Source organism: Nonomuraea sp. ZG12, assembly GCF_052068115.1.
Taxonomy (GTDB): Bacteria; Actinomycetota; Actinomycetes; order Streptosporangiales; family Streptosporangiaceae; genus Nonomuraea.
The window spans coordinates 127,617-151,465 of the sequence record NZ_JBQHCW010000006.1; the positions used below are offsets into that span (position 1 = coordinate 127,617).

Here is a 23,849-nt window from a genome sequence, read left to right on the forward strand (position 1 = left end):
TGGTCAGCAGGTCGGAGCGGGTGACCGGCGGGAATCGGACCAGGCGTGCGGGGCCGCTCGACGGCGACCGGCCCCCCTGGGCGGCGGCGGCCGTGTCACTTGGACGAGACGCCGACTCCCAGGTCGAACTCGCGGTAGACGCGGGCCCAGAACCCGTCGCGCAGCCACACCCGGGCCTCCGGGTAGGGGCGCAGCGAGTGGCCCAGCTCCTTCTCCGCCTCGATGAGCAGCTCGGTGTCGATCACCGTCGGCAGGATCGGGCCCGGCAGCAGGTCGCGGATGTTGTCGCGGCCGCGCGTCAGGATCCACTTCTGCGCCACGTGCTCGCCCACGTCCTCCACGCGCGGCCTGCTCGGGCCGAGCTTGGCCACCTGGCCGGGCTTGACGTGCGGCTTGACCGGGGCGCGACCGGCGAACACCTGGGCGGGCGACGGCGCGGCGGCCGGCGGGGTGACCGCGACAGGCTGGGGAGCACGGCTGAAAAAGGGCCTCAGGAACTCAGCAGTGATCACTTCCACGGTGTCGGACTCCCAGACCAGGCGTTCGGCCTGGTTGGTGCCGTAAGGCGGCTCGACCCCCCAGAGGTGGATGCGCACCCCGAACGCCTGGGCCGCCTCCACCGCCGGAACCATGTCCTCATCGCCGGCCAGCAGAATGGTGTCGGTCACCGCGTGGTGCCGGGCCAGAGCCTCCAGGTCGCTCCTGATCTGTGCGTCCACGCCTTTCTGCTGGCCGCGCGCGTTGAGGTTGCCAAGTCTGACCTTGACCCAGGGAAGCTGGGCGATGACTCGCTGATCGACGGTGGGCACGCGGTCACGGGCGGCGTCATACCAATAGATCCGCAGGAGCTCTCCAGAAATACGTTCCTCTGCATGTTTCTGTAGACTCTGGATGAGCTCATCGGCGGCAACTCGATATTCCTTGCGTTCCTTGGCACCAAGCAGCACTTCACCTGCGGCAGCGTAGAGATAACCGACATCCACCAGGATGGCGTACTTTGCTGCCACAGGATGCGGCATGAGGTCTGGGATAGCCATGATGTCCTCCAGGCCGCGGCGTTAGTTGATCGGCCGACTATATACGCCTACTTTCTCTAGATAGTCCCAACTCCCGGGGAACTTGACACCCGATTCCCGGGATCTATCTAGGGCAGGGCGCTCATCCGCCAAGCCGACTTCCCTGGTACGAGAGGGTTACGCATCCTTCTCGCCGGGTTTCGCCATGTTCGGCCCCGGCGGGGTGGCGGGGGTGACGGCGGCGCCTGCCGGACGGCGAGGACCGCGACGAGCGCGGCGATCTCCTCCGGGGTCGCGTCGCCGCGGACGATGCGCAGGTGGTCGCTCATAGCGGGATGTTCCCATGCTTCTTCGGGGGCAGGGAGGCGCGTTTGTTGCGCAGCGCCCGCAGCGCCCTGACGACCTGGGCCCGGGTCTCCGACGGGCGGATCACCGCGTCCACGTAACCGCGCTCGGCCGCGATGTACGGATTGGCCAGCGTGTCCTCGTACTCGGTCACCAGCCGGGCGCGCTCGGCGTCCGGGGCGTCGGAGGCGGCCAGCTCACGCCGGTAGAGGATGTTGACCGCGCCCTGCGCGCCCATCACCGCGATCTGCGCGGTGGGCCAGGCCAGGTTGACGTCCGCGCCCAGGTGCTTGGACCCCATGACGTCGTACGCCCCGCCGTACGCCTTACGGGTGATCACCGTGACCAGCGGCACGGTGGCCTCGGCATAGGCGTACAGGAGCTTCGCGCCCCGGCGGATGATTCCGTTCCATTCTTGATCCGTCCCGGGGAGGAAACCCGGTACATCAACAAAAGTCAGGATTGGAATATTAAAAGCATCACATGTTCGAATAAATCGCGCGGCCTTCTCGGAGGCGTCGATATCCAGGCAGCCGGCGAAATGCATCGGCTGGTTGGCCACCACCCCCACCGGACGCCCGTCCACCCGGCCGTACCCCACCACGATGTTGGGCGCGAACAGTCCGTGGACCTCCAGGAACTCGCCGTCGTCCAGCACGTGCTCGATGACCCGGTGCATGTCGTACGGCTGGTTGGCCGAGTCGGGGATCAGCTCGTCCAGCTCCGGGTCGGGCTCCAGGTCCTCGGCCCCCTCGAACTCCGGGGCCTCGTCCAGGTTGTTGGACGGCAGATAGGACAGCAGCGCCTTGACGTACTCCAGCGCGTCGGCCTCGTCGGCGGCGAGGTAGTGGGCCACGCCCGACTTGGTGTTGTGCGTGTGGGCGCCGCCGAGCTCCTCGAACGTCACCTCCTCGCCGGTGACCGTCTTGATCACGTCGGGGCCGGTGATGAACATCTGCGACGTCTGGTCCACCATGACGACGAAGTCCGTCAGCGCGGGGGAGTAGACGTGCCCGCCGGCCGCCGCGCCCATGATGAGCGAGATCTGCGGGATGACGCCGGAGGCGTGCACGTTGCGCTTGAAGATCTCCGCGTAGAGGCCCAGGGCGACGACCCCCTCCTGGATGCGCGCGCCACCGCCCTCGTTGATCCCGATGATTGGGCACCCGGTCTTGAGTGCCAGGTCCAGCACCTTGACGATCTTCTCGCCGTACACCTCGCCGAGTGAGCCGCCGAACACGGTGACGTCCTGCGAGAACACGCACACCTGCCGCCCGTCGACGGTGCCGTGACCGGTGATCACCCCGTCGCCGTACGGTCGCTTCTTGTCCAGGCCGAACATCGTCGAGCGGTGCCTGGCGAACTCGTCGAACTCCACGAACGAGCCCTCGTCCAACAGCGCCAGCACCCGCTCGCGCGCTGTCATCTTGCCCTTGGCATGCTGTTTGGCCACCGCCGCCGCCGATCCGGCGTGCGCTGCCTCGTCGAGCCGACGCTCCAGCTCGGCGATCTTTCCTGCGGTCGTATGAATGTCCGGCACGTCTGGCATGGAGTCAAGAGCACTCATGCGCGCAAGGGTAAACCCTGCTCCGTAGAGTGGCTCCATGACGGATGCGGTTCGCACCACGGCCCTGGTCAAGCGATTCGGCGCACAGGTCGCGGTCGCGGGAGTCGATCTCGTCGTCCCGGCCGGCAGCTTCGCCGGTCTCGTCGGGCCCAACGGCGCGGGCAAGACGACCACCCTCAGCATGATCACCGGCCTGCTCCGCCCCGACGGCGGCCAGGCCGAGATCGACGGCCTGCACGTCTGGCGCGACACCTTAGCGGTCAAGGCGCGCATCGGCGTGCTGCCCGAGGGGCTGCGGCTGTTCGAGCGGCTGTCCGGCCGTGAGCTGCTCATCTACAACGGCAGGCTGCGCGGCATCCCCAAGGCCGAGGTCGAGCGGCGCGCCACCGAGTTGCTGCAGGTGATGGACCTGGCCGAGGCCGCCGACAAGCTCGTCGTCGACTACTCCACCGGCATGCGCAAGAAGATCGGCCTGGCAGCCGCGCTGCTGCACAACCCGTCGGTGCTCTTCCTCGACGAGCCGTTCGAAGGCGTCGACCCCGTCAGCGCCCAGACGCTCACCGAGGTGCTGCGGCGCTACACCGCCTCCGGCTCCACCGTGATCTTCTCCAGCCACGTCATGGACCTCGTCGAGCGCCTGTGCGACTGGGTGTCGGTGATGAGCCGCGGGCAGATCGTGGCCCAGGGGCCGCTGGCCGAGGTACGCGCCGGACGCAGCCTCAACCAGGCCTTCCTGGATCTCGTCGGCCGCTCGCCCGACCAGGGGGACGCCGGGCTGACCTGGCTGGGCTCCGGGGACCAGCGGTGAGCCCAGTGGTGAGTACGGTCACGCTCTTCGCCGGGCTCAAGCTGCGCCTGCTGGCGGGGAACCTCCGCGGCGACCTGGCGCGCAAGCTCGGCTTCGCCTTCACGCTGGTCATGGCGGCGGGGACGGCGGTGCTCGGGTTCTTCCTGATGAGCCTGGTCCGGCTGGCGCCCGCCGACGTCGCGGCCGACATCGTCATCGTGGTGTTCACCGTCTTCCTGGTGAGCTGGATGATCGTGCCGCTGCTCGCGTTCGGCCTGGACGACACGCTCGACCCGTCGCGGCTGTCGCTGTTCCCGCTGTCCACGGGCAGGCTCGCGGTCGGCATGTTCACCGCCTCCGCCACCGGCGTGTGGCCTCTCGTCACCCTGATCGTCACCGCGGGCGCGCTGGCCGGGCTCGCCTCCGGCGCGGGCGGTGTCCTGCTCGGCATCCCGGCGGTGCTGCTGCAGTTCGCGCTCTGCCTGGTCGCCTCCAGGCTCGTCACCACCTCGCTGTCCGGCGCGCTGCGCACCAGACGCGGGCGCGACGTGCTGGCCGTGGCGGCGATCGGCGCCGTGCTCGTCTTCCAGCTCCCCAACCTGCTGATCAACAGCGGCGTGGGCGACCCCCTGGCCCTGCTGCACGGCGCGGCGAGCGTGCTGCGCTGGACCCCGTCCGGGCTGGCCGCGCACGCCATCGCCGACGGCGGCCTCGCCGGCCTGGCCGAGCTCGCCGTCCTGGCGCTCGTCGTGGTCGCCGTCGCCTGGCTGTGGATCAAGGCGCTGGGCCGGGCCTTGGTCACGCCCGACGTCTCCACCCAGGGCGGCACCGTGGGCCAGGGGAGCGGCCTGGTCGACCGGTTCCTGCCCGACGGGCCGCTGGCGGCCGTGGTGACCAAGGAGCTCAAGTACATCCGGCGCGAGCCCCGCTACCGGGTCGTCTGGTTCAGCTCGGTCGTGGTCACCGCCCTGCTGGCGTTCTCAATCGGCAACCAGAGCGACGGCCCGTCCGGCGCCGGGGTGCCGATCGCGCTGGCCGCGATGGCCGGGCTGATGATCGCCCTCCAACTCGGCAACGCGTTCGGCATCGACGGCCGCTCCCTGTGGATGAACGCCGTGACCATCGGCTCCGAGCGCGGCCTCAGCACCGACCTGGCCGGTCGTCACCTGGCCAACGCCCTGGTCGCGGCCCCGCTGCTGCTGGCGGTCGCCGTCGCCGCAGGCGTGTTCACCGGCAGCCCGGGAGCGATCGTCTGGGCGCTGTGCGCCGGTCTCGGCACCCTCGGCGTCGGGTTCGGCATCGGCTCGGTGACCAGCGTGGTCATCCCCTACACCGTGCCCGAGCGGCTCAACGCCTTCACCGGCGCGGCCCCCGGGCAGGGCGGGCAGGCGCTCGCCTCCTCCATGGTGGCGCTGGTGGGCATCGTGCTGCTGTCCGTGCCGTTCGTGGTGGCCGCCGCCTTCGGCGCCCTGTGGGTGTGCGCGTTCGCCCCCTTCTACGGTCTGCTCGCCGAGGTGCTCGGCCGCAGGCTCGGCTCGAAGATCGGCTACGCTCGGTTGCCCGAAGTGCTCGCGGCGGTGTCGAAGCCCACGTGAGCAATGGTCTAGTCCAGTGGGCGAGACCGGTATTCAGCGGTTCTGGGTGACTCTGTACGCTTCGAAGCATGACTGACCAGGGCTTTGAGCATCGCAGCGCTGCCGTGACCGAGATGCCGGACGAGCTGCGCCGCGACGTGCGGTTGCTCGGAAAGTTGCTCGGACAGGTCATCGCCGAGCAGGGCGGTGAGGACCTGCTCGCCGACGTCGAACGCCTCCGCAAAGCGGTCATCGCCGCCCGCAGGGGAGAGGTGTCGAGCGACGAGATCGCCGCCATGGCGGCCGAATGGGAGATCGACCGCGCCGTCGAGGTCGCCCGCGCCTTCACCTGTTACTTCCACCTGGCCAACCTGGCCGAGGAGCACTACCGCATCCGCATCCTGCGCGAACGCGACACCGGCGACCACGTACTGCGCGAGTCGCTGGCCGAGGCCGTGCACGAGCTCGGCCAGGAACGGGTCGCCGAGCTGGTCGAGGAGCTGGAGCTGCACCCCGTCCTGACCGCCCACCCCACCGAGGCGCGCCGTCGCGCCGTCGTCACCGCCATCCAGCGCGTCAGCGGCCGGCTCACCGACTACAACGCGCCCGGCCGCGGCGCCGCCGAACGCGCCGAGGACACCCGCCGCCTGCTGGAGGAGATCGACCTCCTCTGGCGTACGGCCCAGCTCCGCAACACCAAGCTCGACCCGCTCGACGAGGTGCGCACCGCCATGGCCGCCTTCGACGAGACGCTGTTCCGCGTGGTGCCGCAGGTCTACCGCTCGCTGGACGCCGCGCTCAGCGACGCGACCGGCACCCGCCCGCCGCTGGCCAGGCCCTTCATCCGCTACGGGAGCTGGATCGGCGGCGACCGCGACGGCAACCCCAACGTGACCTCCAAGGTCACCCGCGAGACCGTCCAGATCCAGTCCGAGCACGTGCTCACCGCGCTGGAGACCGCCTGCTCCCGCATCGCCCGCACGCTCACGGCCTCCGCTCAGTTCGCCCCTGCCTCACCGGAGCTGCGCGCCGCGCTGGCCGCCGCCGTCGACGCCCACCCCGAGATCGTCTCCGAGCTGGCCACCCGCTCCCCGCAGGAACCGCACCGGCAGTGGATGCTGTTCGTGGCCACCCGCATCGCCGCCACCCGCCGCCGTAACCTCGACCTGGGCTACCGCGCCCCGGCCGAGCTGCTCGCCGACCTGCGGCTGGCCCAGGAGTCGCTGTCCCAGCACGCCGTACGGCAGGCGTACGGAGAGCTGCAGCACCTCATCTGGCAGGTGGAGACGTTCGGCTTCCACCTGGCCGAGCTGGAGGTCCGCCAGCACTCCCAGGTGCACGCTGCCGCGCTGGAGGAGCTGCGAGCCGGCGGCGAGCTGTCCGAGCGCACCGAGGAGGTGCTGGCCACGATCCGGGTCATCGCCTGGATCCAGGAGCGCTTCGGCGTCACCGCCTGCTCCCGCTACGTGGTCTCCTTCACCCGCTCGGCCGACGACGTCGCCGCCGTCTACGAGCTCGCCGGCCACGCTCTCGGCTCGCGCAGCGTCGTCCTGGACGTGGTCCCGCTGTTCGAGTCGGGCGAGGACCTGGCCAACTCCCCGCGCGTGCTCGCCGGCATGCTCGAGATCCCGCAGATCCAGCAGCGCCTCGCCGACACCGGCAGACGCCTGGAGATCATGCTCGGCTACTCCGACTCGGCCAAGGAGCTCGGCCCGGCCGCCGCCACCCTGCGCCTGTACGAAGCGCAGGAGCAGCTCACCGCCTGGGCCGCCGAGCACGACGTCAAGCTGCGCATGTTCCACGGCAGGGGCGGCGCGCTCGGCCGGGGCGGCGGCCCCGCCAACCGTGCCGTGCTCGCCCAGGCCCCCGGCTCGGTGGCCGGCCGCTTCAAGGTCACCGAGCAGGGCGAGGTCATCTTCGCCCGCTACGGCCACACCGAGATCGCCCGCCGCCACATGGAGCAGGTCACCAACGCCGTGCTCATGGCCTCGTCCCCCACGATCGGCTCCCGCACCGCCGCGGCCGCCGACCGCTTCCGCTCCCTCGCCGAGCAGGTCGCCTCGGCCTCGGAGCAGGCGTACCGCGCCCTGACCGAGGCCCCCGGCTTCCCCGAATGGTTCGCCCTGGTGAGCCCCCTGGAGGAGATCGGCTCCCTGCGCCTCGGCTCCCGCCCCGCCCGCCGCGGCCTCGGCGCCCCCCGCTCGCTCGACGACCTGCGGGCCATCCCCTGGGTCTTCGCCTGGGCCCAGACCCGCGTCAACCTCCCCGGCTGGTACGGCCTCGGCACCGGCCTGGCCGCGGCCGACTCCCTGGACGAACTGCGCGCGGCCTACGCCGAATGGCCGCTGTTCAACGCCCTGCTGGACAACGCCGAGATGTCCCTGGCCAAGACCGACCGCTCGATCGCCGAGCGCTACCTGGCACTCGGCGGCAGGAAGGACTTCGCCGACCAGGTCCTGCAGGAGTACGACCTCACCCGCACCCTGGTGCTCAAGGTGACCGGGCACCGGCGCCTCCTGGAGAACCGCAAGGTCCTCTCCCGCGCCGTCCAACTCCGCGACCCGTACGTGGACGCCCTCTCCCACCTGCAGCTACGCGCCCTGACGGCCCTCCGCACCGGCGACCCGTCGGAGCGCGAGCGGGACCGGCTGTCGACACTGCTTCTGCTGTCGGTCAACGGGGTGGCAGCAGGCCTGCAGAACACAGGCTGACCAGCAGTGGCCGGCTGGCGTCAACTCCAGTTCGTCAGCCGGCGTAGGCCGTACTCTACCGGTCCGTATCGGTGGGAGCGTAGCCACCAGGTGCTGAGTGCCAGCAGGATCGTGTAGATGGCCGCCGCGATGCCCATCACGGCCAGAGGTGGGACGCTTCCCGCGAGAGCGAGGCCGTATCCGGTGAAGACCATGCAGACCAGGATGGACTGTCCGATGTAGTTGGAGGCGGCCATCCTGCCTGCGGGGGTCAGCGCGCCGGCGAGGGCCGGGTAGCGCTTGAGCAGCCGGAGCAGGGTCGCCACGTACGCGGCGGCCAGCAGCAGGGACGTCACGTTGTTCAGGGCCAGCGCGATCAGGGCCGTCGCGTCCTCGCCGGCGGATTTCCAGGCGTAGAAGATCGCGCTGGGCACGCCGACGCCGAAGCCGATCCACTGGATCCGGGGGAGCAGGTGAGCCCACCGTTCCGGCTCCTCCAGCAGCTTGGACTTGCCGGCCGCCAGCCCGAACAGGAACAGCGCCAGGGCCGTCGGCCCCTGGAAGCCCCAGATGGCCAGGGCGAGCATCGGGTACAGCTCCACCTGCAGCGTCAGGAAGTCCAGGGGGCCGCCGGTGGCCAGGGCCTGCACCCGGGCGGCCTCGGCCGGGTCCGTGGCGGGGGCGCCGCCGGCGGTGGGGTCGAGGGTGGTCAGCGCGGCCAGCAGCAGGTAACACACGGTGAGGACGCCGATGATCCAGATCCCGATGCGAACGGCGGTCCGCGGCCGGACATCGCGCAGGGCCAGCAGGATCAGCCCGAGGAAGGCGTACAGGGTGAGGATGTCGCCGATCCAGAGCAGCAGGCCGTGCAGCACGCCGATGACGAACAGACCGAGGCAGCGCCGCAGCGTGCGGGCCCGCACGCTCGCCCCGGCCCGCTCGGCGGCCCGCATCTGGAGGGTGAAGGAGTAGCCGAACAGGAACGAGAAGATGACGTAGAACTTCGTCAGCACGAGCGCGTTGACCGTGTAGGCGACCGGGCCCTCGGGCAGGGGGATGCCGCCGCTGATCGCGTGCCCGGGGTCGGCGAGGAAGCCGATGTTCGCCACGAGGATCCCCGCCAGCGCGAACCCCCGCACGGCATCGACTTCGCGGACCCGGCCGGGGGCCGGCCGATCGGTCTGTGTCATTCCCACGACACTAGGGATCACCGTCGGCCCGGGCATCGATCCTTGGCATCCGACGCCTGCGACCAAAGTCGCGCGGCAGGGAGGAAGGCGCAGGGCGATGCCGCCCTGGCGGTCACCGCTGTGCTGAGGGGGCGCTTTCGCCGGTGAGGCCCGGGGTGTGGCCTCCCGGGGCGAAGGTGATCACCATGTAGCGGCCGTTCGAGTAGCTGACCACCGGGCGCTGGAGCATCTCGCCGACGCGGCGGGCGACCGCCTGGAACAGTTCCACCAGCTCCGGGGTGTCGGCGCTGACCCGGAAGCGGCCGCTGGTGGCCAGGTGCTCGGCGACCAGGGGAGCGAAGTTCGCCTCGCTCCGGGCCCGCTCCTCCGCGTTGAGGGGGGTGCGTCGGACCGTGGGCTGCTGGGTCATCGCGTGATCTCCTTGTGGGCGCCGGGTTCCCAGCATGCCAGCCGCCGGGGCGATCAGGTGAGGGCGGCGAAGAAGGTGCGGAGGTCCGTGGTCAGGGCGTCGGTTGCCGAGTGGGCGGTGTAGTGGCCGCGCGCCGGGGCGGGGAGGGTGTGCCAGGAGACGATGTTCGTGTGGTCGCGGTTCGCGAACGGCCGGATGGACTTGAAGTCGCCCTCCGCCATCGCCAGGCCCAGCGGCACGGTGGTGGGCTCCGTGGGCTGCTCGGCGCGGGCGTTCTCCCAGTACAGGCGCAGGGCGGAGCCGGCGGTGCCGGTGAGCCAGTGGATGGCGGCGTTCGTCAGGACGAAGTCGTCGTCCAGGTCCTCGTCGAAGAGCTGGGCGAGCCAGCCCACCAGCCCGGCGGGGGAGTCGGCGAGGGCGTGGGCGAGGGTCTGCGGCTGCTGGGAGTGCAGGATGTTGAAGGCGCCCTTCTCCTTCCAGAACCAGTCGAGCACGGCCAGGCCGGCCTGGTCCTCCTCGGTGAGGGCGGCGAACTCGGCCGGGTCGCCGGAGGGGAAGGAGAAGATCTGGGTGACGTGCACGCCGACGACGTGGTCGGGGTCGATCCGGCCGATCTCGGGGGAGATCATCGAGCCGCCGTCGTTGCCGGCCGCGCCGTACCGCTCGTAGCCGAGGCGGGACATCAGCTCGGCCCAGGCGCGGGCGATGCGCTGGGTGTTCCAGCCGAGCTCCTTGGTCGGGCCGGAGAAGCCGGCGCCGGGAAGCGACGGGATGACCAGGTGGAAGTGCTGGGACAGGGGCTCGATGGCGGTGAGGTATTCGGCGATCGAGCCCGGCCAGCCGTGGGTGAGGATGAGCGGGAGCGCGTCGGGGTTCTGCGAGCGGACGTGCAGGAAGTGGATGTTCTGGCCGTCGATCTCGGTGGTGAACTGGGGGTGGGCGTTGAGCCCGGCCTCCACGGCGCGCCAGTCGAAGCCGTCACGCCAGCGGGTGACCAGCCGCCTGACCCGCTCGACGGAGACGCCCTGGTCGGCGCCGGGGATCTCGTCGGTGAAGCGGGTCAGGGCCAGGCGGGCCTGGAGGTCGTCGAGGTCGGCCTGAGGGATCTCGACGCGGAAGGGGTGGATCACGGAGGCTCCTAAGTTGGAACGGCTTGTTCTGTTCCAAATATAGCAGAACGGAACGATTCATTCCACGGAAATCCGCTCCTGCCCGGCGTAGACGTTGCAGCCCTCGCCGCGCAGGAACCCGACCAGCGTCATCCCGAACTCCCTGGCCAGGTCGACGGCGAGCGAGGAGGGCGCCGAGACCGCGCACACCGTGGGGATGCCCGCCGCCAGCGCCTTCTGCAAGATCTCGTAGCCCGCCCTGCCGCTGACCATGAGCATGTGGCCGGACAGCGGGAGGCGCTCACTCAGCCCCGCCCAGCCGACCAGCTTGTCCACCGCGTTGTGCCTGCCCACGTCCTCGCGCACCGCCACCCGCGCGCCCTCGGCGGTGAACAGCCCGGCCGCGTGCAGGCCCCCCGTCTTGCCGAACACCCCCTGGGCCCGCCGCAACGCGTCCGGCAGGCCGTACAGGATCTTGGGGGTGATCCGCAGCCCGTCCTCGGGGAGCGGGCGGCAGCGCTCGTGCAGGTTGTCGAGGCCGGCCGCGCCGCAGACGCCGCACGCGCTGGAGGTGACGAAGTGGCGGTCCAGCGCGGGCAGCTCGGGGACCGGGCCACGCAGGCGTACGGTGACCGTGTTGTAGCGGGCCGCGGGCGGCAGGTCCTCGTCGGTGCAGTAGGCGATGGAGGCGATGTCGCCCGGCCGCACCACGCCCTCGCCGAGCAGGAACCCGGCGGCCAGCTCGAAGTCGTGGCCGGGGGTGCGCATGGTGATGGCGACGGTCCTGTGCCCGCCGCCGGGAGTGGCGAGGCGGACCTCCAGCGGCTCCTCGGTGGCCAGGTCGTCGCGGCGGTCGACGGCCACGGCGCCGGTGAGCCGGCGGACACGCGTGCGGGTAGAAGGGCCGGGGCGCGTATTCGGTGGCTTGCCCACCCTCCCATCTTCCACCGTGGCCCTGAGCTGGGCGTGACCGGCCCGGAGGTGCGGGAGGATGGACTGATGTCGCGCTACTCGGATCTGGACCGCCCGCCTCTGTCCGAGGCGGCGCTCAACCGCGCCCTGGTGCGGCCGGGCTCGCTGTGGACCGGGATCACGGTCGTCGACAGCACCGGCTCGACCAACGCCGACCTCGCCGCCGCCGCGCACGGGCAGGGCGGAGCGGGGGAGGGCGCGGTGCTGGTCGCCGAGGAGCAGCTCGCGGGCCGCGGCCGGCTGGGCCGCACCTGGACCGTTCCGGCCCGAGCCGGCCTGACGTTCTCCGTCCTGCTCAGGCCGCCGGTGCCGGCCACCGCGTTCGGCTGGCTGACCCTGCTGTTCGGCGTGGCCGCCGCCTCCGCCGTGCGCCGGCTCGCCGAGGTGGACGTACGCCTGAAGTGGCCCAACGACCTCCTCATCGGCGAGCGCAAGCTGGCCGGCGTGCTCGCCGAGCGCAGTGAGGGCGCGGTGGTCGTCGGCATGGGCCTCAACGTCTCGGTCAAGCAGGAGGAGCTCCCCGTGGAGACGGCCACCTCGCTGGCCATCGAGAAGGCGGCCTGCCTGGACCGCGATCCGCTGCTCAGGGCGGTGCTCAGGGAGGTGGAGGTGCACTACCGCGAGTGGGTGGAGTCCGGCGGCGACGCCGACGCCTGCGGGCTGCGCGCCGCCTACCTGGCGATCTCCGCCACGGTCGGCCGCCAGGTCAGGGTCGAGCTGCCGGGTGGCGCGGCGCTCGCCGGCCAGGCCACCGGCATCGACGCCGCCGGCCACCTCCAGGTGGCGGCGGGCGGCGTGACGTCGACGCTGAGCGCGGGTGACGTCGTGCATGTTCGGCCGACGGCATAGCCCTCAAGGACGACTGGGTGGCACCATTTGCCCATGACCATTCCCGACCACCATCTGACGCAGGGTGAGCGACGCGTGCGCTCCTTCAACCCTCATTGGAAGCGGCTCATCGTCCCCTTCGTCGCCCTCGTCCTCATCGCCGGTGGCGCGGGTGCGGCGATCTACTTCATCCCGGGTGATTGGGAGTACTCCTCCTACGCCAGGATCGCCATCGGCGTCATCGCGCTGCTCCTGCTGGTGATCTGGTCGTTCGTCCCGTACCTGCAGTGGAAGAACACCGGCTACGTGCTCACCACGCACCGCTTCACGATCAACACCGGGGTGCTCAACAAGTCGACGGACGAGATCCCGATGGCCAAGGTCAACACCGTGAGCTCCGACCAGACCTTCGCCGAGCGGATGCTCGGCTGCGGCACGCTGGTCGTGGAGTCGGCGGGCGACCGGGGCCAGATCGTGCTGCGCGACATCCCCAAGATCCAGGACGTCCGCATGGATCTGTTCCGCCTGGTGGAAGACGCCTCCGACGGCGAGCCCGACAACCACTGAGGTTTCGGCGTGGTGCGGCCTCATGTCTTGCGGAGATCACCGCTCTGACCCAAGATGGCTGCCATGCCGTACGAAGTGCAGGGCGTCATCGCCCGGGGCAAGGGCCAGGAAGTTTCCATCGAGACGGTGATCGTGCCGGATCCGGGTCCCGGCGAGGCGGTGGTGAACGTCCAGGCCTGCGGGGTCTGCCACACCGACCTGCACTACCGGGAAGGCGGGATCAACGACGAGTTCCCGTTCCTGCTCGGGCATGAGGCCGCGGGCACGGTGGAGGCGGTCGGCGAGGGCGTCACCGGGCTGGAGCCGGGTGACTTCGTCATCCTCAACTGGCGGGCCGTGTGCGGCCAGTGCCGGGCGTGCCTGCGCGGTCGGCCGTGGTACTGCTTCGCCACCCACAACGCCACCCAGAAGATGACTCTCGCGGACGGCACCGAGCTCTCACCCGCGCTGGGCATCGGCGCGTTCCTGGAGAAGACGCTGGTCGCCGCCGGGCAGTGCACCAAGGTGTCGGCCGAGGCGCCCGCGACGGTGGCCGGGCTGCTGGGCTGCGGCGTGATGGCCGGGATCGGGGCCGCCATCAACACCGGCGGCGTCACCCGTGGCGACACGGTGGCGGTCATCGGCTGCGGCGGGGTCGGCGACGCCGCGATCCTCGGCGCGTCGCTGGCCGGCGCGTCCAAGATCATCGCGGTGGACCTGGACGACCGCAAGCTGGAGTGGGCGCGCGGGTTCGGCGCCACCGACGTCGTCAACTCCGGCGCGAGCGACCCGGTCGAGGCCATCCGCGACCTCACCGGCGGCCACGGCGCCGACGTGGTGATCGAGGCGGTGGGCCGCCCCGAGACCTACAACCAGGCCTTCTACGCCCGCGACCTGGCCGGCACCGTCGTCCTGGTCGGCGTGCCGACCCCGGAGATGCGGCTGGAGCTGCCGCTGCTCGACGTGTTCGGCCGCGGCGGCTCGCTCAAGTCGTCGTGGTACGGCGACTGCCTGCCCAGCCGCGACTTCCCCATGCTCATCGATCTGTTCCTGCAGCATCGGCTGCCGCTGGACAAGTTCGTGACCGAGACGATCGCGCTCGACCAGGTCGAGGAGGCGTTCGCCAAGATGCACCGCGGTGACGTGCTGCGCTCGGTGGTGGTCCTCTGATGATCGACAGGGTCGTCACGTCCGGTACGTTCTCGCTCGACGGCGGGACATGGGACGTCGACAACAACGTCTGGCTGGTGGGCGACGCGCGCGAGGTGGTCGTCATCGACGCCGCGCACGACGCCGGGGCCATCGCCCAGCGGGTGGGCGGGCGCGAGGTCAAGGCCATCGTCTGCACCCACGCGCACAACGACCACATCAACGCGGCGGCCGAGCTCGCCGAGCTGACCGGCGCGCCGATCCGGCTGCACCCCGCCGACGAGGTCCTGTGGTCGCAGGTGTACGGCGACAGCGTGCCGTACGTCCCCCTGGCCGACGGCGAGAAGATCGAGACCGGCGGGATCTCCCTGGAGGTGCTGCACACCCCGGGCCACGCGCCGGGGGCGGTCTGCCTGTACGCGCCCGAGGTGTGCGTGCTGTTCAGCGGCGACACGCTGTTCAAGGGCGGCCCGGGGGCGACCGGGCGCTCCTACTCGTCGTTCGGCACGATCATCGATTCGATCAGGGACCGGCTGCTGACGCTGCCCGCCGAGACGGTCGTGCACACCGGGCACGGCGAGTCGACGTCGATCGGGGCCGAGGCGCCGCACCTGGAGGAGTGGCTCACACGCGGGCACTGAGCTGGGGATCTGTGGATCTGTGGCGTATCTGACATAGGCAAGCCTTACTTAAGTAAGCTATGTTAGGTATGCCTTACCAAAGATCCCCTGCTTCCGAGAGGCCGGCCCCCGAATGTACGTGTGCGTGTGCCGCGCCGTCACCGAGAACGACGTCCACGACTGCATCGCGAGCGGGGCCACCAGCGCCAAGCAGGTTCGCGACACCACGGGGGCCGGCGGGGACTGTGCCACTTGTGTGCGGAAGATCTGTGCAATCCTGAAAAGGTCTCAGGAACTGACCACCGCATAGCACAAGGGGCCCGTTCATGCAGGGCGACAAGCAGATCATCGAGCTGCTCAACGAGCAGCTGACGGCCGAGCTCACGGCGATCAACCAGTACTTCCTGCACGCCAAGATGCAGCAGAACTGGGGATACACCAAGCTCGCCGACTATACCCGCGACGAGTCGATCGACGAGATGCGTCACGCCGAACGCCTCACCGACCGCATCCTCTTCCTGGAGGGGCTGCCCAACTATCAGCGGCTCGGCACCCTGCACATCGGCCAGACGGTCCGTGAGCAGCTCCGTGCCGACCTGGAGGTCGAGCTCTCGGTGGTGCAGCGGCTGCGGCCGGGCATCGAGCTGATGAGGGAGAAGGGCGATGTGACCTCGGCCCGGATCTTCGAGGAGATCCTGGAGGACGAGGAGAAGCACATCGACTATCTCGAAACCGAGCTGGGCCTCATGGAGACCCTGGGTGAGCAGCTCTACCTCGCCCGCTACGCCGAGCCGCCGTCCGGGGACTGAAGTCCCGCCCGCCGCCCGTCCTGTTTGGAGCGTCATCGCGCTCTTTCAGGCGGGCTGACGTGCTTTCGGCCCCCGACACACCCGACACGCCCGGCGGCAGGATTGGGCATGCCACCACCGGGCATGGTCACGTATTGCTTTTCCCCCCGATGATCGCGGTAATTTAATCACGACTAACCGATGTTTAGCCGTGTTTGGCCAGGTCAATGGATAGGTCAACGACGAGTCAAACCGTGCGCTGTGCCCGGGAAACGATCCTCTAAGGTCCTACGATCGCTTCATGACCTGCGTACTTCTCGCCGAGGATGACACCTCGATTTCCGAGCCGCTCGCGCGTGCGCTGCGCCGAGAGGGCTATCAGGTTGAGGTGAGCCCCGACGGCCCGCAGGCCCTGGAGAGGGCTCTGTCGGGGGGCATCGACCTCATCGTTCTTGACCTTGGCCTGCCTGAGATGGACGGCCTGGAGGTGGCCCGCCGGATCCGTGCCGAAGGGCACGGCACCCCGGTGCTGATCCTCACCGCCCGCGTCGACGAGGTGGACACCGTCGTCGGCCTCGACGCCGGCGCCGACGACTACGTCACCAAGCCGTTCCGGCTTGCCGAACTACTGGCCAGAGTGCGGGCGCTACTGCGCCGCGGCACCTCGGAGACCCCGGTGGTCCAAGGGGTCCGCATCGACGCCGACTCCCGCCGGGCCTGGATGGGAGAGAAAGAGCTGCACCTGACCACCAAGGAATTCGACCTGCTCAGAGTTCTGGTCCGCGACGCGGGCAAGGTAGTCACCCGCGAGCAGATCATGAGGGAGGTGTGGGACACCAACTGGTGGGGCTCCACCAAGACACTCGACATGCACATCTCGTGGCTGCGCCGCAAACTGGGCGACGACGCGGCCAAGCCTCGATACATCACCACCGTCCGAGGAGTCGGCTTCCGCTTCGAACGCGAGTAGGCATGCGCCGACGACTGCTCTCCTCCACCCTGGTCGTCGCCGCCATCGCCGTCCTGCTGCTCGGGGTGCCGCTCGGCATCGTGGTCAGCCGGCTGATCGTCGACGAGGCCGCACAGGAGCTCAGGGCGGAGGCGACCCGCCTGGTGGGGGAGGTCGAGTACGCCCGCATTCAGGAGACGCCGCTCGATCCCAAGCAGCTGGAGCAGAAATATCCGGACCGGTACATACAGATATTCGAACGAGGCAACCCTCCCAAGGCCACCATCGTCGGCGCCCCACCGTCTTCCGGGGAGCAGATGACGGAGGACGCCGAGTCCGACAGCGGCATCTTCGTCCGGGTGAGCCGCGACCGGGCCCAGATCGAGCAGGACGTCTACGCCCGCCTGCTGCTGATCGTGGCCCTGGCGGTCGCGGCTCTCGCGGTGGCGGTGGGACTGGCCATCGTGCAGTCCCGCCGGCTCACCCTGCCCCTGCTGGACCTCGCCGGGATCGCCGAACGGCTCGGCTCGGGTGAGGCCCGGCCGAGCAAGCACCGCTACGGCATCCCGGAACTGGACCAGGTCGCCGAGGTCCTGGACCGCAGCGCCACCCGCATCTCCGACCTGCTCACCCGCGAACGCGAGTTCGCGACCGACGCCTCCCACCAGCTCCGCACCCCGCTGACCGGGCTCACCATGCGGCTGGAGGAGATCGTCGCGGCCTCCGACCACCCCGAGGTGGTGCGGGAGGAGGGCGAGGCGGCCATCGTGCAGGCCGAGCGGCTGACCGCGGTGATCGACGAGCTGCTCGCGGCGGCCCGCAGGCAGCGCCACGCCCAGGCGGAGCCGGTCGCCATCGACGAGGTGCTCATCCAGCAGGTGACCGAGTGGCAGCCGGTCTTCCGCGGCGTGGGCCGCACGCTGGTGCTCGCGGGCACCCGCGACCTCAAGGCGCTGGCCACCACCGGAGGGTTCGGCCAGGTCATCGCCACCCTGCTGGAGAACTCCCTGCGCCACGGCGCCGGTACCGTCACGGTGTCGACGACCTGCGGCGACAACTACGTGGTGATCGAGGTCTCCGACGAGGGCGCGGGCATCTCGGACGACCTGGCGCCCAAAGTCTTCGAGCGCAGCGTGAGCGGGGGCGGCGGCACCGGTCTCGGCCTGACGCTCGCCCGCGCCCTGGCCGCCGCGGACGGCGGACGGCTGGAGTTGGTACGGCGGCGTCCCGCGAAGTTCGCGCTCTTCCTGCGACCGGCCGACGACAACGGCCGGAACCGGGTGGTCAGCGGTCCTGCCTGATCCCGGCCTCGGGCAGCTCCACCGGGATCGGCGTGGTCGCCTCCAGGAACACCCACTTCTTGTACGACCAGAAGCGGAACAGCGTGCCCAGGCCGACCCCGACGATGTTGGCGATGTTGAGGCTCACGGGGTCGTTCAACTTCAGGGTGAGGCTGGTGAAGCCGATCACCAGCAGGCCGAACAGCAGGGCGATGCCGTTGAGCAGGAAGAACAGGAAGTATTCGCGCCCCAGCCCGCTCTGCTCGCGGTGCCGGAAGGTCCAGAAGCGGTTGCCCGCGTAGGCGAAGGACGCCGAGATGACCGTGGCCAGCACCTTGGAGGTCATCGGCCCCCAGTCGAGAACCAGCAGGAACAGGTTGTACATGCCGGTGTCGATCACGAACGCGGCGGCACCGATGGTGCCGAACTTGGTCAGCTCATGAACCAAGTCCGCGAACCGCTGGTAGAGGCTTTTCAGGAACCGCACGTCTCCTACTCGGCCTTCCCCTAGACACGATTTCAGCGTACCGAGGTACCTTACTGCCCCGGGTGGCCGGTACGAACACCTGCCGGAATCTCGCTCGAACCCTCCTGGAAGCGGACGGGTATGCTCACCTTACGTGAACGCATACAGCCCCATCGGACCGGTCGTCGGCGTGGTTGGCGCCGGCCAGCTCGCCAGGATGACCCAGCAGTCCGCCATCGCCCTCGGCATAGAGCTCCGCGTACTGGCGGGCGCGCCTGACGAGAGCGCCGCCCGGGTGATCGTCGACACTCGCCTCGGCGACTACCGTGACCTGTCCGACCTGCGCGATTTCGCCAGGGGCTGCGACGCGATCACGTTCGACCACGAGCACGTCCCCACCGAGCACATCAGGGCCCTGGCGGCCGACGGCGTCCAGGTGCACCCGGGCGCCGACGCGCTCGTGCACGCCCAGGACAAGGCGGTCATGCGCGAGCGGCTGACCTCGATCGGCGCGCCGTGCCCGGCCTGGGCCCGCGTGTCCGACGCGGAGGAAGCGGTCGCGTTCGCCGCCGAGCACGGCTGGCCGGTGGTGCTCAAGGCCGTCCGGGGCGGCTACGACGGCCGCGGCGTCTGGATGTGCCGCACCGAGGCCGAGGTCGCCGAGGCGTTCGCGGCCGGGATCCCGCTGATGGCCGAGGCCTTCGTGCCGTTCGAGCGCGAACTGGCCGTCCTCGTCGCCCGCTCGCCGCACGACCAGGGCGTCAGCTACCCCGTCGTGGAGACCGTGCAGCAGGACGGCATCTGCGTCGAGGTGCTCGCCCCGGCCCCCGGGCTCGACCCCGAAGAGGCCGCCCAGGCCCAGCGCCTGGCGCTGAACATCGCGCACGAGCTCGGCGTGACCGGGCTGCTGGCGGTGGAGATGTTCCAGACGGCCGGCGGGCTGCTGGTCAACGAGTTGGCCATGCGCCCGCACAACAGCGGCCACTGGACGATCGAGGGCGCGCTCACCTCCCAGTTCGAGCAGCACCTGCGCGCCGTGCTCGACCTGCCGCTCGGCTCGCCCACGATGACCGCGCCGGTCGTCGTCATGGTCAACCTGCTCGGCGGCGAAGACCCGGACCTGTTCAAGCGCTACGAGCACGTGATGGCCCACGACCCGGCCGTCAAGGTGCACTTCTACGGCAAGCAGGTGCGCCCCGGCCGCAAGATCGGCCACGTCACCGCGGTCGGCGACGACCTCGAAGAGGTACGCGCCCGCGCCCGCCACGCCGCTGTCCACCTGACCACCGGGGAGTACGTATGACGATCGGCATCGTGATGGGCAGCGACTCCGACTGGCCGGTGATGCGGGCGGCGGCGGAGGCCGTCGCGGAGTTCGACCTGCCGTTCGAGGTCGACGTGGTATCGGCGCACCGGATGCCGGCCGAGATGATCGAGTACGGCCGCCAGGCGGCCGGGCGCGGCGTCCAGGTCATCATCGCCGGGGCGGGCGGCGCGGCGCACCTGCCCGGCATGCTGGCCTCGGTGACGCCGCTGCCGGTCATCGGCGTGCCCGTGCCACTGAAGTACCTCGACGGGATGGACTCCCTGCTGTCGATCGTCCAGATGCCCGCCGGGGTGCCGGTCGCGACCGTCGCCGTCGGCGGCGCCCGCAACGCCGGGCTGCTGGCCGTACGCATCCTCGCGGCCAGTGACGCGGGGCTGCGCGCCCGCATGGAGGAGTTCCAGGTGCGGCTGAAGGAGCAGGCCCACGCCAAGGGCGAGCGCCTGCGCGCGGAGGCCGCCACGCTGGCCTCGGCGGGCTGACCGGCCCTTCTCTGCGGCGGTGGGTGGGACTAGCGTGACCGCTGTGCACCCGGTGATCGAAGCTCACGCCGCCCGCATCCGCGCCGTCGACCCGCTGGCCGGAGGGCAGGACGGGCTGCCCGCCCCCGGCCCGAACGAGGGCGCGATCGAGGTCGTGGACGCTCTCGGCCTGACCTCGGTGGACCGGCTCGACCCCGGCGCGATGAACGCCACCTGGAGCCCGCTGATCGTGCACCGTCTGTGGGGCCGGGCCGGCGGCCGTGACCCGGAGGCGGCGCTGGGCGCGCTGCTCGACCAGTGGCTGGCCGGTCTCGGCGGCGAGCGAGGCCCTGACAGGGCGCTGGCGGTGCAGTGGCCCAGCCGCGACACCGCCGCCGTCCGCGCCCTGACGCTGCGCGGCTTCGCCCCCATGGTGGCGACCGCCGCCAGGGTGCGGGGCGCGGCGCCGAGCGGCCCGCCGGCCGCCGCGAGCCGCGTGCGGATGCGCGCCGCCGTCCCCGCCGACATGGCGGTCGTCGCGCGCCTGTACGAGGCTCTGGTGGCCTATGACGCCCAGTTCGGGTGGGTCACCATGCGATCGTCGACCCGGGCCAGGATCGTCGAGAGCCTGGCACCCGTGCTGCGCGGGGAGGGCTCGTGGTGCTGGGTGGCGGAGGTGGACGGCGCGGCGGCGGGCATCGTCATGGTGGAGCCGCCGACGCTGGCGCGATGGATCGCGCCGGCGGTCAGGAGCGCGCCGGTCGCCTACCTGAGCGCGATGTACGCCGACCCGGCCGTCCGGGGGCAGGGGGTCGGCGCGGCGATGGCGGCCGCGGCGCACACGCACATAGAGGCCGCGGGCGTGGCGACGACGGTGCTCCACCATGCCGTGCCCAATCCGCTGTCGGCGCCGTTCTGGGCACGGCAGGGCTACCGGCCGGTGCTCACCCAGTGGGTGCGCCACCTGCCGCCTCGATGAGCCGGCTGCTCGTCGTACAGGAGGTGCTTTTGCCTTTTGGGGTGTTTGTGAGGACAGGTGCTACGGGCGGCCGAGTGCGCGGTAGTGCCAGCCGGCCGAGCGCCACGCCTCGGAGTTGAGGGCGTTGCGGCCGTCGACGATCCTGCGGGTGGCGACGACCGCGCCCAGCTCCTCGGGGTCGAGGTCCACGAACTCCTGCCACTCGGTCAGCAGCAGCACCACGTGCGCGCCGCGGACCGCCTCGATGGCGGAGTCGCCGTACTTGAGCTCGGGGTGGGCCTTGCGGGCGTTGTCGAGGGCGATCGGGTCGTAGACGGTGACCTGGCCGCCCTGGTGGCCGATGGTGACCGCCACGTCGAGTGCGGGGGAGTCGCGGATGTCGTCGGAGTTGGGCTTGAAGGCGGCGCCGAGCACGCCCACGGTGCAGCCGTGGAAGGAGCCGCCGGCCAGCTCACGGGCCAGGTCCACCATGCGGGCGCGGCGGCGCATGTTGATCATGTCCACCTCGCGCAGGAACGTCAGCGCCTGGTCCGCGCCGAGCTCGCCCGCGCGGGCCATGAACGCCCTGATGTCCTTCGGCAGGCAGCCGCCGCCGAAACCGAGGCCCGGATTGAGAAAACGACCGCCGATGCGGTCGTCGTAGGAAAGGGCCAGCGATAGCTGCTGCACGTCGGCGTGGGCCGCCTCGCAGACCTCGGCCATCGCGTTGATGAAGGAGATCTTGGTCGCGAGGAAGGAGTTGGCGGCCGACTTGACCAGCTCGGCGGTGGGGAAGTCGGTGACGACCACGGGCACCTCGCCCAGCGGCTCGTACACCTCGCGCAGCACCTTCTCGGCACGCTCGGTGCGGACACCGAGCACGATGCGGTCGGGGTTGAGCGTGTCCTGCACGGCGAAACCCTCACGCAGGAACTCGGGGTTCCAGGCCAGCTCGGCCTGGGCGCCCGCCGGGGCGAGCTGGACGAGCATCTCCGCCAGCCGGCCCGCGGTGCCCACCGGCACCGTCGACTTGCCGACGACCAGGCACTCGCGATCCAGGAAGGGGGCCAGCGACTGGATGGCGTTGTCCATGTAGGAGACGTCCGCGGCGTACTCGCCGCGTTTCTGAGGAGTGCCCACGCAGACGAAGTGCACGTCTCCGAAGGCGGCGACCTCTTCGTAGGAGGTGGTGAAGCGAAGGCGCCCGGATTCGATCCCCCGGCGCAGCACCGGCTCCAGACCGGGCTCATGAATGGGGAGGTCACCGCTGTTGAGCCGGCGGATCTTGTCAGCGTCGATGTCAAGACCCAGAACGTCGTAACCGAGGTCCGCCATGCACGCCGCATGGGTGATGCCCAGGTATCCGGTCCCGATCACCGTGAGGCGATATGGCACGAGTGAGCTCCTTCCGATCGCGCAATGCTACCGGCTCCTCGTTACCTCCTTCGTGCCACCTGGCTGTCGGCACAAACGGTACTGTCTGGTAACAAAGTAGTCGGACGTCCTAGTATTCGACGCATGGACTTTCCTCTGTACGCGCCCGCCGAAGAGCACGACATGCTCAGGGAAACGGTCAGGGCCATCGCCGACGAGAAGATCGCCCCGCGTGCCGCCGAGGCGGACGAGACCGGGGAGTTCCCGTGGGACGTCTACAAGGCGCTCGTCGCGGCCGACCTGCACGCCATCCACGTGCCCGAGCAGTACGGAGGAGCCGGGGGCGACGCGCTGGCCGCCGTGATCGTGATCGAGGAGGTGGCGCGGGCCTGCGCCTCGTCCTCGCTGATCCCCGCGGTGAACAAGCTCGGCACGGTCCCGCTGCTGCTGTCGGCCTCGGAAGAGGTGAAGGCGCGTTACCTGGCGCCGGTGGCCCGGGGTGAGGCCATGTTCTCGTACGCCCTCTCGGAGGCGGAGGCCGGCTCGGACGCCGCCGCGATGAAGACCCGCGCGGTGCGGGACGGCGACCACTATGTCCTCAACGGGGCGAAGATGTGGATCACGAACGCGGGTGTGTCGGAGTACTACACCGTGATGGCGACGACGGATCCGTCCGCGGGTGCCCGTGGGATCTCTGCCTTCGTGGTGGAGAAGTCTGACGAAGGTGTGTCTTTCGGGCCCAAGGAGCGGAAGCTCGGCATCAGGGCGTCGCCGACCCGCCAGGTGATCCTCGACGACGTACGGATCCCCGAGTCGCGGCTGATCGGCGAGCCGGGGACCGGGTTCAAGACCGCCCTGGCGACCCTGGACCACACCCGGGTGACCATCGCCGCCCAGGCCCTGGGGATCGCCCAGGGGGCGCTCGACTATGCCGTCGGCTATGTCAAGGAGCGTAAGCAGTTCGGGCGGGCGGTGGCTGACTTCCAGGGGGTGCAGTTCATGGTCGCCGACATGGCCATGAAGCTGGAGGCGGCCCGGCAGCTGACCTATCACGCGGCGGCCAAGTCGGAGCTCGCCATGCACGGGCAGCCGCAGAAGGACCTGACGTTCCTGTCCAGTGCGGCGAAGTGCGCGGCCTCGGACGCGGCCATGGAGATCACTACGGACGCGGTGCAACTGCTGGGCGGGTACGGGTACACGCAGGACTTCCCGGTGGAGCGCATGATGCGCGATGCGAAGATCACCCAGATCTACGAGGGCACGAACCAGATCCAGCGCATGGTGATGGCCAGGCAGCTCCTTAAATAGCCTCTTACCTGGGATACCCCCGCCTGTTGAAGAACGCAGGCGAGGGTGTCTCAGTCATGGCGTGCAGCAAGAGAAGGGCCCTGTTCCGTGCTCGTTTCGTAGGTTGCCAAGCGGGCAGAGCGGACTCTCAGTTGGCGCA

The 23,849-nt window shown here is 70.2% G+C and carries 24 protein-coding genes; 15 read left to right on the forward strand and 9 right to left on the reverse strand.

Annotated features, from left to right (window positions below; all coding sequences use genetic code 11):
- Nucleotides 1–95: 95 nt before the first annotated feature.
- The 3 genes from ACTMTF_RS19170 to ACTMTF_RS19180 form a co-directional block, all read right to left on the reverse strand.
- Nucleotides 96–1,037: an NYN domain-containing protein gene (locus ACTMTF_RS19170; RefSeq protein WP_189144546.1), complete on the reverse strand. Its 942-nt coding sequence runs from the start codon at nt 1,035–1,037 to the stop codon at nt 96–98.
- 107 nt (nt 1,038–1,144) lie between these two features.
- Nucleotides 1,145–1,345 (reverse strand): acyl-CoA carboxylase subunit epsilon, encoded by a 201-nt coding sequence (locus ACTMTF_RS19175; RefSeq protein ID WP_441111905.1) that lies wholly within the window; start codon nt 1,343–1,345, stop codon nt 1,145–1,147.
- On the reverse strand, nt 1,342–2,928 hold the full coding sequence (locus ACTMTF_RS19180; RefSeq protein WP_397008329.1) for an acyl-CoA carboxylase subunit beta: 1,587 nt from the start codon (nt 2,926–2,928) through the stop codon (nt 1,342–1,344). The genes ACTMTF_RS19175 and ACTMTF_RS19180 overlap by 4 nt, the downstream gene beginning before the upstream one ends.
- 37 nt (nt 2,929–2,965) lie before the next feature.
- On the opposite strand from ACTMTF_RS19180, the gene ACTMTF_RS19185 reads away from it, so the two are divergent.
- The 3 genes from ACTMTF_RS19185 to ACTMTF_RS19195 all read left to right on the forward strand — a co-directional run bounded on the left by ACTMTF_RS19185 (nt 2,966) and on the right by ACTMTF_RS19195 (nt 8,000).
- Nucleotides 2,966–3,736: an ABC transporter ATP-binding protein gene (locus tag ACTMTF_RS19185; RefSeq protein WP_397008331.1), complete on the forward strand. Its 771-nt coding sequence runs from the start codon at nt 2,966–2,968 to the stop codon at nt 3,734–3,736.
- Nucleotides 3,733–5,310, forward strand: a complete 1,578-nt coding sequence (locus ACTMTF_RS19190) for a hypothetical protein (RefSeq protein WP_441111906.1) — start codon at nt 3,733–3,735, stop codon at nt 5,308–5,310. Before ACTMTF_RS19185 ends, ACTMTF_RS19190 begins: the two co-directional genes overlap by 4 nt.
- Nucleotides 5,311–5,378: 68 nt before the next feature.
- Nucleotides 5,379–8,000: a phosphoenolpyruvate carboxylase gene (locus tag ACTMTF_RS19195; RefSeq protein ID WP_441111907.1), complete on the forward strand. Its 2,622-nt coding sequence runs from the start codon at nt 5,379–5,381 to the stop codon at nt 7,998–8,000.
- A 20-nt stretch (nt 8,001–8,020) separates the two neighbouring features.
- On the opposite strand, the gene ACTMTF_RS19200 is transcribed toward ACTMTF_RS19195, so the two are convergent.
- The 4 genes from ACTMTF_RS19200 to fdhD all read right to left on the reverse strand — a co-directional run bounded on the left by ACTMTF_RS19200 (nt 8,021) and on the right by fdhD (nt 11,620).
- Nucleotides 8,021–9,169, reverse strand: a complete 1,149-nt coding sequence (locus tag ACTMTF_RS19200) for a DUF418 domain-containing protein (RefSeq protein WP_441111908.1) — start codon at nt 9,167–9,169, stop codon at nt 8,021–8,023.
- 112 nt (nt 9,170–9,281) lie between these two features.
- On the reverse strand, nt 9,282–9,578 hold the full coding sequence (locus ACTMTF_RS19205) for a hypothetical protein (RefSeq protein WP_441111909.1): 297 nt from the start codon (nt 9,576–9,578) through the stop codon (nt 9,282–9,284).
- Between the two features lie 53 nt (nt 9,579–9,631).
- On the reverse strand, nt 9,632–10,708 hold the full coding sequence (locus ACTMTF_RS19210; RefSeq protein WP_441111910.1) for an epoxide hydrolase family protein: 1,077 nt from the start codon (nt 10,706–10,708) through the stop codon (nt 9,632–9,634).
- Between the two features lie 57 nt (nt 10,709–10,765).
- Nucleotides 10,766–11,620 (reverse strand): formate dehydrogenase accessory sulfurtransferase FdhD, encoded by an 855-nt coding sequence (gene fdhD / locus ACTMTF_RS19215; protein ID WP_441111911.1) that lies wholly within the window; start codon nt 11,618–11,620, stop codon nt 10,766–10,768.
- Between the two features lie 66 nt (nt 11,621–11,686).
- Between fdhD and ACTMTF_RS19220 the strand changes: the two genes are divergently transcribed.
- From ACTMTF_RS19220 to ACTMTF_RS19255, 8 genes are all read left to right on the forward strand, one after another.
- Nucleotides 11,687–12,508: a biotin--[acetyl-CoA-carboxylase] ligase gene (locus tag ACTMTF_RS19220; protein WP_441111912.1), complete on the forward strand. Its 822-nt coding sequence runs from the start codon at nt 11,687–11,689 to the stop codon at nt 12,506–12,508.
- A gap of 33 nt (nt 12,509–12,541) precedes the next feature.
- The gene (locus tag ACTMTF_RS19225; RefSeq protein WP_441111913.1) at nt 12,542–13,054 is read left to right on the forward strand and encodes a PH domain-containing protein; all 513 of its coding nucleotides are present in this window, start codon (nt 12,542–12,544) and stop codon (nt 13,052–13,054) included.
- A 63-nt stretch (nt 13,055–13,117) separates the two neighbouring features.
- Nucleotides 13,118–14,203: an S-(hydroxymethyl)mycothiol dehydrogenase gene (locus ACTMTF_RS19230; protein WP_441111914.1), complete on the forward strand. Its 1,086-nt coding sequence runs from the start codon at nt 13,118–13,120 to the stop codon at nt 14,201–14,203.
- Nucleotides 14,203–14,823: an MBL fold metallo-hydrolase gene (locus ACTMTF_RS19235; protein ID WP_441111915.1), complete on the forward strand. Its 621-nt coding sequence runs from the start codon at nt 14,203–14,205 to the stop codon at nt 14,821–14,823. The genes ACTMTF_RS19230 and ACTMTF_RS19235 overlap by 1 nt, the downstream gene beginning before the upstream one ends.
- 112 nt (nt 14,824–14,935) lie before the next feature.
- Nucleotides 14,936–15,112, forward strand: coding sequence for a bacterioferritin-associated ferredoxin (locus ACTMTF_RS19240; protein ID WP_397008353.1), 177 nt, complete (start codon nt 14,936–14,938; stop codon nt 15,110–15,112).
- Nucleotides 15,113–15,128: 16 nt separating this feature from the next.
- Complete coding sequence (gene bfr, locus ACTMTF_RS19245; RefSeq protein WP_397008355.1) at nt 15,129–15,611, forward strand: bacterioferritin; 483 nt, start codon at nt 15,129–15,131, stop codon at nt 15,609–15,611.
- A gap of 280 nt (nt 15,612–15,891) precedes the next feature.
- A complete protein-coding gene (locus tag ACTMTF_RS19250) occupies nt 15,892–16,560 on the forward strand; it encodes a response regulator transcription factor (protein ID WP_043620820.1) in 669 nt (222 codons plus the stop codon).
- 2 nt (nt 16,561–16,562) lie between these two features.
- Nucleotides 16,563–17,840 carry an ATP-binding protein gene (locus ACTMTF_RS19255; RefSeq protein ID WP_441111916.1) on the forward strand — a complete coding sequence of 426 codons (1,278 nt, stop codon included), beginning with the start codon at nt 16,563–16,565 and terminating at the stop codon, nt 17,838–17,840.
- On the opposite strand, the gene ACTMTF_RS19260 is transcribed toward ACTMTF_RS19255, so the two are convergent.
- Nucleotides 17,824–18,306, reverse strand: a complete 483-nt coding sequence (locus ACTMTF_RS19260) for a GtrA family protein (RefSeq protein ID WP_441111917.1) — start codon at nt 18,304–18,306, stop codon at nt 17,824–17,826. The genes ACTMTF_RS19255 and ACTMTF_RS19260 overlap by 17 nt on opposite strands.
- A 133-nt stretch (nt 18,307–18,439) precedes the next feature.
- Here ACTMTF_RS19260 and ACTMTF_RS19265 point away from each other — a divergent pair, with 133 nt between their 5' ends.
- The 3 genes from ACTMTF_RS19265 to ACTMTF_RS19275 are packed head-to-tail and all read left to right on the forward strand — an operon-like array spanning nt 18,440 to nt 21,049.
- The gene (locus ACTMTF_RS19265) at nt 18,440–19,588 is read left to right on the forward strand and encodes a 5-(carboxyamino)imidazole ribonucleotide synthase (protein ID WP_441111918.1); all 1,149 of its coding nucleotides are present in this window, start codon (nt 18,440–18,442) and stop codon (nt 19,586–19,588) included.
- Nucleotides 19,585–20,091, forward strand: coding sequence for a 5-(carboxyamino)imidazole ribonucleotide mutase (gene purE / locus ACTMTF_RS19270; RefSeq protein WP_397008363.1), 507 nt, complete (start codon nt 19,585–19,587; stop codon nt 20,089–20,091). Before ACTMTF_RS19265 ends, purE begins: the two co-directional genes overlap by 4 nt.
- A gap of 34 nt (nt 20,092–20,125) precedes the next feature.
- On the forward strand, nt 20,126–21,049 hold the full coding sequence (locus ACTMTF_RS19275) for a GNAT family N-acetyltransferase (protein WP_441111919.1): 924 nt from the start codon (nt 20,126–20,128) through the stop codon (nt 21,047–21,049).
- 60 nt (nt 21,050–21,109) lie between these two features.
- On the opposite strand, the gene ACTMTF_RS19280 is transcribed toward ACTMTF_RS19275, so the two are convergent.
- The gene (locus ACTMTF_RS19280; protein WP_397008367.1) at nt 21,110–22,423 is read right to left on the reverse strand and encodes a UDP-glucose dehydrogenase family protein; all 1,314 of its coding nucleotides are present in this window, start codon (nt 22,421–22,423) and stop codon (nt 21,110–21,112) included.
- Nucleotides 22,424–22,546: 123 nt separating this feature from the next.
- On the opposite strand from ACTMTF_RS19280, the gene ACTMTF_RS19285 reads away from it, so the two are divergent.
- On the forward strand, nt 22,547–23,710 hold the full coding sequence (locus ACTMTF_RS19285; RefSeq protein WP_441111920.1) for an acyl-CoA dehydrogenase family protein: 1,164 nt from the start codon (nt 22,547–22,549) through the stop codon (nt 23,708–23,710).
- Nucleotides 23,711–23,849 lie beyond the last annotated feature (139 nt).